At 46.4% G+C, this 9,170-nt stretch carries 9 protein-coding genes and 1 tRNA gene; 9 read left to right on the top strand and 1 reads right to left on the bottom strand.

The features are described 5' to 3' along the window. The 9 genes from ACEW8P_RS13290 to ACEW8P_RS13250 all read left to right on the top strand — a co-directional run. Positions 1-693, top strand: a 693-nt coding sequence (locus tag ACEW8P_RS13290) for a UPF0104 family protein (RefSeq protein ID WP_373513563.1), incomplete at its 5' end; no start/stop codon positions are given. Next, complete coding sequence (locus ACEW8P_RS13285) at positions 686-1,834, top strand: glycosyltransferase (RefSeq protein ID WP_373513562.1); 1,149 nt, start codon at positions 686-688, stop codon at positions 1,832-1,834. The genes ACEW8P_RS13290 and ACEW8P_RS13285, both read left to right, overlap by 8 nt. Before the next feature lie 101 nt (positions 1,835-1,935). After that, entirely contained in the window at positions 1,936-2,505 is a 570-nt protein-coding gene (locus tag ACEW8P_RS13280) for a polysaccharide deacetylase family protein (protein WP_373513561.1), read from the top strand. A gap of 40 nt (positions 2,506-2,545) precedes the next feature. Further along, positions 2,546-3,550 (top strand): glycosyltransferase, encoded by a 1,005-nt coding sequence (locus ACEW8P_RS13275; protein ID WP_373513560.1) that lies wholly within the window; start codon positions 2,546-2,548, stop codon positions 3,548-3,550. Positions 3,551-3,609: 59 nt separating this feature from the next. Continuing rightward, positions 3,610-4,383 (top strand): TatD family hydrolase, encoded by a 774-nt coding sequence (locus ACEW8P_RS13270; protein WP_373513559.1) that lies wholly within the window; start codon positions 3,610-3,612, stop codon positions 4,381-4,383. Positions 4,384-4,419: 36 nt separating this feature from the next. After that, a complete protein-coding gene (locus tag ACEW8P_RS13265; protein WP_373513558.1) occupies positions 4,420-5,514 on the top strand; it encodes an asparaginase in 1,095 nt (364 codons plus the stop codon). Between the two features lie 48 nt (positions 5,515-5,562). Next, positions 5,563-5,649: transfer RNA gene (locus ACEW8P_RS13260), tRNA-Ser, on the top strand. A gap of 125 nt (positions 5,650-5,774) precedes the next feature. Continuing rightward, positions 5,775-6,356, top strand: coding sequence for a hypothetical protein (locus ACEW8P_RS13255; protein ID WP_373513557.1), 582 nt, complete (start codon positions 5,775-5,777; stop codon positions 6,354-6,356). Positions 6,357-6,474: 118 nt separating this feature from the next. Then, complete coding sequence (locus ACEW8P_RS13250) at positions 6,475-7,989, top strand: helix-turn-helix domain-containing protein (protein WP_373513556.1); 1,515 nt, start codon at positions 6,475-6,477, stop codon at positions 7,987-7,989. On the opposite strand, the gene ACEW8P_RS13245 is transcribed toward ACEW8P_RS13250, so the two are convergent. Beyond that, on the bottom strand, positions 7,979-9,139 hold the full coding sequence (locus ACEW8P_RS13245; protein ID WP_373513555.1) for an acyl-CoA dehydrogenase family protein: 1,161 nt from the start codon (positions 9,137-9,139) through the stop codon (positions 7,979-7,981). The two genes, ACEW8P_RS13250 and ACEW8P_RS13245, sit on opposite strands and share 11 nt — an antisense overlap. Positions 9,140-9,170: the final 31 nt, after the last annotated feature.

Raw genomic sequence — 9,170 nt, 5'->3', positions numbered from 1 at the left:
GGTTTGGCGGTAGGCGTAGCTGTTCCCGCCCAACTGGGCGACACGGTAGGCCGCATCACTTCGCTACGCTCCAAGTTACGCCTCCGAACACTGGGAGCGGCAATTGTCTCCAACGGCATCCAATTTTACGTTTCTATCTTGGGCGGAACCATTTGCTGGTTTTGGTCAGGAACTACCCTAAGCTTTTCCAATGAAATTTCCCTAACAATCAATGTTTCACTCTGCATAATCCTGGTTGGAGGATTGATGATGGGCAAGTTTCGCCAACAACTGTTAAACTGGCAAAGCAAGCGTGCCTGGGCGAAGAAAATGAAGAAAAATCTGGCGGTGGTGCGTCAATACTCAGATTTTGAATTATCAAAGGCATTTGGCATTGGCCTAACGCGCTATGTGGTTTTTGTGGCTCAGTTTACGCTGACCTTATCCCTCTTCGAGTTGTCCATTTCTAGTCTGGAAACAGTAAGTTGCGTTGGGCTGATCTATCTGGTCAAAACCTTGCTGCCTGCCATTAATGCGATTGGTGATCTGGGCATTCGGGAATTTACTGCGCTCTTCGTTTTTGCTCCCTACCACTTGTCTCCCGAAAAAATCATGGCGGCAACCTTTCTGATCTGGCTCATCAATATCTTGGCTCCCCTTTTAGTGGGAGTTTATTATATCTGGAAATTCAAGTGGAGCGCGCGTTATGCATAGTACTTTACCACTTGTAGCGCTTCTGTTGATAATCCTAACAAGTACTTATGCTTTGTTTACTCTAGCACTCTGGCTTTACTGGCAAAACATCCCTGCCTCGCGCTCGCTGGAGAACTCACCAACCACCAGAATAACGGTAATCATCCCGGTCAGGAATGAAGCCTCCCATATTGGTGAGTTGCTTTCGGATTTGGCTCAACAGACACACGAACAGAATTTATTTGAAGTCATTGTCGCCGACGATGGGTCTACTGACAATACGCCCTATGTGTTGAAAACATTTAAAAAGAACAGTCAGCTTGCTCTGACCGTTATTGAACTAGATCAGGACATTAGAACTGCTTCTCCCAAGAAACGGGCCATAGAAACAGCCTTACGACGTGCCACAGGAGAGCTCATCGTGACGACCGACGGAGATTGCCGCGTCGGCCCAGATTGGCTCATAAGTATTGCAGAAACTTACCGAGCAACTGGAGCCAAACTAATCAGCGGCCCCGTTACATTCACGACGGAAACTACTTTGACCGACCACCTGCAAACTGTCGAATTCTCGAGCTTAATCGGTAGCGGAGCAGCGTCTATTTCTGCCGGATCGCCATCTATGTGCAATGGGGCGAATTTGGCATACGAGAAGAAAACCTTTGAGGAAGTAGGTGGCTTTACTGGTAACGAACACCTGGCCTCGGGTGACGACGAGTTTCTGATGCATAAGATTGCAGAACGCTATCCTGGAAAAATTCACTTCATAAAAGACCGACGGGCCATTGTACAAACCACGTCTCATTCGAGCTGGAAAGATTTTTTTCAACAACGCAAACGCTGGGCCAGCAAGTGGAAGCATTACAAAAATCCGGTGAGTACAGCGTTGGCCATTTATATTTTCATTTGCAACGCAGCGCTGATTGCTGGCTTGATTTTAGGCTTCACAGAACTAGTTTCCTGGCAATACATTCTGTTATTGTTCGCGGTCAAATGGCTTCCTGAGTGGATTTTAATTGGTTCTATCCTTAGTTTTTTAAGAAAAAGCAGATCCATAATCTATATACCGGTAGTGCAGGTAATTTATCCCTTCTACGTATCACTTTTTGGACTAGCTGCCCAACAGCCCAAGTACATTTGGAAAGGCAGAACGCTGAGGTAGATCATTTATATAAACTGACATATACAATATTCTTGCTAAATCTTTTTTTACATAAATCACCCGCGCTAGTGAGGGCATACTACCATAACTTTTTGTGGAGAATGCCTGCGGATGAGAAAACAATCTACCTGACCTTCGATGACGGTCCCATTTCAGAAGTCACTGAATTTGTACTAGATACGCTGGCCGATTATAATGCCTCAGCCACTTTTTTCTGTATTGGTGACAATGTACGCAAGCATCCTACTATATTTGAGTTAATAAAAACTCAGGGTCATTCCGTTGGTAACCACACCTTTAACCACTTGAACGGATGGGACACTGAGGACGGTACTTACTTGTCAAATATTCAGAAGTGCGCCGAACAGCTAAAAATACCCACTAGTCTATTTCGCCCGCCTTACGGACGAATTAAAAAATCACAAGCCAAGCATTTACTACCTGGAAAAACCATTGTTATGTGGGATGTATTGACCGGGGACTTTTCACAAAAAATCAGTCCTGAAATATGCTTAAAGAAAACTATTCAATACGGCAGACCAGGATCAATCATTTTGTTTCACGATAGTTTGAAAGCCCGAAAAAACATGGAATACGCACTACCTCGCGCATTGAAACATTTCAAAAATCAAGGTTATTCCTTCCGCGCCCTACCCATGAGCGGTTTGTAGAGACACGATTCATCGCGTCTAATAGGTAAGCCAGAAAATTATGGGAGAAGAATTTAACACGATCAAAGTCAGCATCCTCGTAGCCGCTAGAAACGAAGAAAATAATGTAGTGCGCTGTCTGGAAGCTCTTGATAATTTAGACTTTCCAAAGCCAGAGTACGAAGTACTTATTGGCAACGATCATTCTTCTGACCAAACCGAAGAAATGATCTTGAACTTTATCGGCAATAAACCTAACTACAACTACCATTTAATCCACCACCAAACCGCCGGTTTGAAAGGCAAAGCCAACGTTCTTGCCCAACTGTCTCATTATGCCAAAGGGGAGTACTTCTTCTATTGCGATGCAGACATCGCCGTTGCCCCGACCTGGCTATCGGAAATGCTGGGTTTATTTAATAAAAATACTGGGGTAGTCGTTGGCGTAACTCGAATGACACGAACGGGATTATTCTCCGCTATGCAGTCGCTCGAATGGCTCTTTTCATTGACGGCCATGCGCTTTTTTTCTCGCTTTGAAGTACCCTTTACGGGTATGGGGAATAACATGGCGGTAACAAGCGAAGCCTACCGGGCTGTTGGTGGCTATGAGGGTATCGGCTTTTCGATTGTGGAGGACTTCGCACTTTTTGTGGCTATTATCGGACAAGGGTACAGTTTTGTTCAGGGCTTTCAGCCTGGTATCATTTCCCTTTCCCAGCCCACGCACACCCTTTCCGAACTCCTCATTCAGCGGAAGCGTTGGGTCAAAGGAGCGATGCAGGCTCCCTGGCAAATAAAACTGAGTTTTTTTGCCTCGGCTGTGTTCATCCCCTCCTTACTGATATTACTATTCTTTGCGCCCCTTTGGTCATTATGCTTAGCCTTACTCCATTATTTTTTAGTGCTGCTAGTAGGGTTCATCGGGCTTATTATCTTGAAACAAAAAGACTTGTTAAAGTACCTGCCATTGTTCTGGTTTTACTTTAACCTCAACAACACTTTAATGCTAATTAATTATCTGCGCCCTACCTCAACCACTTGGAAAGGAAGGGTGTATGAATAATAAATTATCTGAACCAAGAACACTAAACTACCAGACGGCCAATTCTTAACCATTAAATTTTGATCGAAACCCACGCCCACATTTACGACGAAAAATTTGCCGACGACCGCGACGCAATGTTACAACGAGCCTGGGAGTCAGGCATTAAGCAGATTTGGATGCCCAACTGCAACCATGCGGCAATTCCCGGCATGATGCAGCTCGCCGACGAACACCCCAAGCGTTGCCTGCCGATGATGGGTTTACACCCCTGCTATGTGAAAGAGGGATTTGAGAAAGAACTACAAATCGTGGAAGAATGGCTGGGCAAAAAGGAATTCCTGGCCATTGGAGAAATAGGGATGGATCTTTATTGGGACAAATCTTTTCGCGCCCAGCAGGAAGAAGCGTTTTTATTTCAATGCCAGTTGGCATTGGAACACAATCTTTGGATCGACATTCATAGTCGCGAGGCCTTTTGGGAGACGGTGGCTTTGATAGAAAAAATCGCCGATCCCAGGCTTATGGGAATTTTTCACTGCTTTGTCGGAAACCTTGAAGAAGCCAACAAGGCAATTGAATTGGGTTTCAAGCTCGGTATTGGCGGCGTTGCCACTTTTAAAAATGGTGGGCTTGATAAAGTGCTACCGCATATTGGATTGGAACATCTAGTACTTGAAACCGATAGTCCCTACCTAGCCCCTACCCCATACCGTGGCAAGCGGAATGAGCCTTCTTATCTTGAATTGGTAGCGCAGCGTGTTGCTGACATCAAACAGATTTCTCGTGAAGAAGTCCTCGCCGCAACTACACAAAGTGCGGAATCGATGACCAGGACATACGATAGGACATAAGTACCTAAGATTTATAGTTTAAAAAGCCAGTTGCAATTGTCTACCGTCAACACTTCATCTAAATACAAGACTGTAAGGATAAACCCGATATCTCCCAAGCCGCCACGGGCTTCGGTGCTGGTAATTTACACGGGTGGTACGCTTGGTATGGTTTACGAAAGTGTAGGGCGGCAGTTGGTGCCTTTCGATTTTGAGCAAATTCTTGAGCAGGTGCCGGAGGTTAATCGATTTGATTTTGAGATTACTTTTCTGCCTCTGTCCGAACCGATCGATTCTTCAAACATGACCCCTGAGCTGTGGATCGAGATCGCCCGCATTGTAAATGAAAACTATGCGCAATACGACAGTTTCGTGATTCTGCATGGCACCGACACGATGGCTTACACCGCATCAGCGCTCAGCTTTTTGCTGGAAGGATTAAACAAAGCCGTCATTCTGACCGGGGCCCAACTTCCTATTGGGATTGCCCGTTCCGATGCGCGTGAAAACTTCCTTACCGCCCTGGAAATTGCTGCCGCTACCAATTTGGCGGGTCAGCCGATCGTTTCGGAAGTTTGTATTTACTTCAATTCGGTACTTCTGAGGGGCAATCGCGCCAAGAAAAATGAAAGCTCGGATTTTAATGCCTTCAAATCCGAAAACTACCCGATCTTGGCCCGCGCTGGAGTTAGCATCTACTACGATTTGCCTTACTTGGAGACATACAGGCCGGGGATCAAACTACATCTCCACGAGAAGTTGAATCCTAACGTAACCTACCTTAAAATATTCCCCGGCATTAGCCGCGAGGTAGTTCACGCGGTGCTAAAGGTCTCGGGATTGAGAGGTGTGGTACTTGAAACTTTTGGTGCTGGAAATGCGCCTACGATGGACTGGTTTTTGGCTGAGATCAGAGATGCCATAGACCGCAACCTACTAATCTTTAATGTTTCGCAATGTGATGGAGGTCGCGTGACGCAGGGTCAATACCAAACCAGCAAATTCTTGAAGGATGTCGGAGTTATCAGCGGTTCGGACATCACGGCCGAATCCGCCATCACCAAGATGATGTACGTACTGGGTCGAACCGATGACCCGGCGCAGCAACGAACCTGGCTATCCGAACCGTTACGCGGTGAAATGAGCCTTTGATTTGAAAAAACGCGCTTTTCTAGTAGCTTTGCACCCGCTTCACAGTTTAGAGAGGTGCCCGAGTGGTTGAAGGGGCACGCCTGGAAAGCGTGTAAGTCGGTAACGGCTTCGAGAGTTCGAATCTCTTCCTCTCTGCAAAAACCCTGTTTCCTATTAATGGAACAGGGTTTTTACTTTTAGCCACTAACAAAGCCGCAAATGTTTTCCATTTATTTTATCGACTTCAAGACTGTATTTTCCTATATTGGAAAATATTTGTTGTGAAAATCAATATTCAATCAAAAATTAAATTCATGATGCGCAAATTACTTTTTGTCTTTCTGATGGGCAGCTTGCCCTTTTTATACTCCTGTGACAAGCTGAAAGGTGATGTTGGCCCCGCCGGTCCTCAAGGCGAGCAGGGGGTGGCTGGACTCAAAGGAGAGAAGGGTGAGCCTGGAGCACCCGGCACTGGTGGAGGAAGCGCCGCTTTGCAATTTACGCGGGACACTGCTTCTACCGACGCCGATGGCACCTTGGGCTTCGGATTCACCTTGACTCAGGAAAATGCTAAAGCAATTGAAAAGGGGGTAATTCTAGTATATGCTAAAAGCGGTGGATTCTGGTTTCCTTTGCCAGGAATCGTATTCTTTGGCGAAGAAGTGACCAATTACACTTTTCTTTATCAAGTGGATAAACTAACCTTGAGTGTGGTAGTACTGGAAGCTGTTGAAAAAACAAAAATCAGGAAATTTCAGAGCATTAGGGTAGTGATTGTTCCCGCATCTAATGGGAGGCTCAACGCCGAGGTGGACTATGAAAACTATGGTGCCGTACGCGAGGCCTTTGGTTTAGCTGATTAGTGAAATTGACAACTTATTGAATGAAATAGGGCCAGGGTTTCCCTGGCCCTATCTTTTTCCCTTACAGGATGTTGGATATTTTGCTACTTTTAGACGTAACATAACCTCGAACCATTCCGTGGCAATCAACTCTGACAACGTCAAACTAGTTTTCGGGCTAAAAGTGAAGGAACTTAGGCTGGATCAGACTCTGTCGCTCAACGATCTGTCTCAAAAATCCGGATTGTCCGTTTCCTACATCAACGAGATTGAGAAAGGAAAAAAATACCCAAAGTCGGACAAAATTATTGCACTGGCCGCTGCCCTCGGTACTGACTACGAATCCCTGGTTTCGTTAAAACTCAGTAAGCGCCTGGAACCGATTTCGGAACTTCTCAGCTCTAACATCCTCACCGAGTTGCCCCTCGACCTCTTTGGGATCGACCAATCGAGTCTTTTGGAAATGCTCTCCGACGCGCCAACCAAGGTTAGTGCCTTCATTGGGACACTCATAGAGATTTCGCGCAATTACAATGTATCGGCAGAAAAGTTCTATTTCTCTGCTTTACGTACCTATCAGGAAATGCACGACAATTATTTTGAGGAAATCGAAAATGCCGCCGAGCAATTTTTAGCCGACCGGAAACTACCACAGTATGATATCCTCAACGAGGAGTTTTTAGAAAATATTTTAAAGCAAAACTACGGATACGAAATAGAGCAGCTTGACAAACGACTCCACCCCGAATTGAATGCGGTGCGCTCTCTGACGATACCTCATACCGACTCGCCCCGACTTCTGGTCAACAGCACTCTGTCTTCGGTACAAAAATCATTTATTTACGGACGAGAGATTGGATACCGATATTTAAATCTAAAAAATCGGCTTTACACTACCGCCGTGCTGGAAGCCGATTCGTTTGAACATCTTCTCAACAATTTTAAAGCATCCTACTTCGCCAGCGCCATCATTGTTAGACGGTCACTTCTCTTGCCCCGGTTGCAGGAATTTCTTGCTCTGAAAACCTGGCAGCCTAATCGGTTGTTAAAAATGATTGATGACTTCAACACCACACCCGAGTCCTTCTGCTATCGCATCAGCAATGTCATGCCCAAGCATTTCGGTGTCAATCAGTTGTTCTTTTTACGTTTTAACAACTTTGCGGGTCAGAATCAATTCGACCTTACGAAGGAGATGCACATAGCTCGTAAGCACATCCCACACACCGTTAAAGACGAATATTACTGCCGACGCTGGCTGTCACTTACGATTCTACAAGATTTAGCCGAGCGTAACCTCGGCCGGAATTTCAATGAAACAATTTGCAAGGCCCAAATCTCCAAGTACGTTGATAGTGGTGAGGAGTACTTGATGATCAGTTTAGCCAAATCAGTGTCCAGTTCCCCCAACCAGAACGTGAGCGTGTCAATGGGCATCTACCTGAACGAAGATTCCCGGAAAGTAATCGGCTTTCTTGCTGATCCAGCCATTCGGTCACGGCTGGTAAATGAAACCTGTGAGCGCTGTGCGCTTTTCGATTGCAAAGAGCGCATGGCCGCGCCCACCGTTTTACAAAGAAGGCAGAAGTACGAGGATTTAAAAAAGAGCATCGCCACGCTTATGTCCCAAAAGGCTCACTCTGTCAGCCTTTGAATGCCGGAATTCCCGTAATTTCAGCTCCGAGGATCAACAAATGAATGTCGTGAGTACCCTCGTAAGTCACGACCGATTCGAGGTTCATCAAATGTCGCATGATGGGGTAGTCGCCCGAAATGCCGTTGCCACCCAAAATTTGCCGCGCTTCTCGAGCTACATTAAGTGCCATCGCCACGTTGCTGCGTTTGGCTAGAGAAATCTGGGCCGAAGTGGCTCTACCTTCATTTTTCAACACTCCCAACCTCCAGACAACAAGTTGTGCTTTGGTGATTTCGGTGAGCATCTCAGCTAATTTCTTCTGTGTGAGTTGAAAAGCGGCAATGGGCTTGTCGAATTGAATGCGCTGAGCGGCGTACTCCACCGCCGTTTCGTAGCAGTCGATAGCCGCACCAATGGCTCCCCAGGCGATTCCGTAGCGGGCATTATCGAGACACTGCAGCGCGGCTCCTACGCCCAGGGCGTCGGGAAGTAGATTTTCCTCGGGTACTTTTACGTTGTCGAATACCAGCTCACCTGTAGCACTTGCTCGTAGCGACCATTTATTGGCAATTACGGGCGTTGTAAAGCCTTCCATTCCGCGTTCGAGGATAATCCCCTGTACCCTTCCGGCCGGATTTCGTGCCCAGACAACCGCCACGTCGGCCAAAGGCGCGTTAGAAATCCATGTTTTGGATCCATTTAATATTAGATCTCCCTCAGTTTCTATCAGGCGCGACTGCATCCCTGCCGGATTAGAGCCATGGTCTGGTTCGGTCAGGCCAAAGCAACCCAAATACTCGCCCGAAGCTAGTTTTGGCAGATACTTTTCTTTCTGCGCTTCGGTTCCAAATGTATAAATTGGCCAGATCACCAGCGAGTTTTGTACCGATAGCGTCGAACGCATACCCGAATCGCCGCGTTCGATCTCCTGACAGACCAATCCGTAGCTGATGTAATCTGCCCCAGTACCACCATATTGATCGGGCAGCGTCACACCCAAAATACCCAACTCACCAAAGCGCGGCACCAGGTACGCCGGAAAGGCAGCCCGTTGGGCGTAAGAGTCGATAATTGGTTTTATCTCGGTATCCGTAAATTCGGCCACCGATTCTCTGATCAGTCGATTTTCTTTGCTAAGTAGTTCGTCAATATTGAAAAAGTCAGTCATAATTTATTTCAGATAAAACCATTCGTCGGTT

Origin of the sequence: Persicitalea sp., from assembly GCF_041751555.1 — a bacterium.
Lineage (GTDB): Bacteria > Bacteroidota > Bacteroidia > Cytophagales > Spirosomataceae > Persicitalea.
The sequence above is the reverse complement of the archived record's forward strand: the minus strand, read 5'-3'. Positions and strand labels throughout refer to the sequence as shown.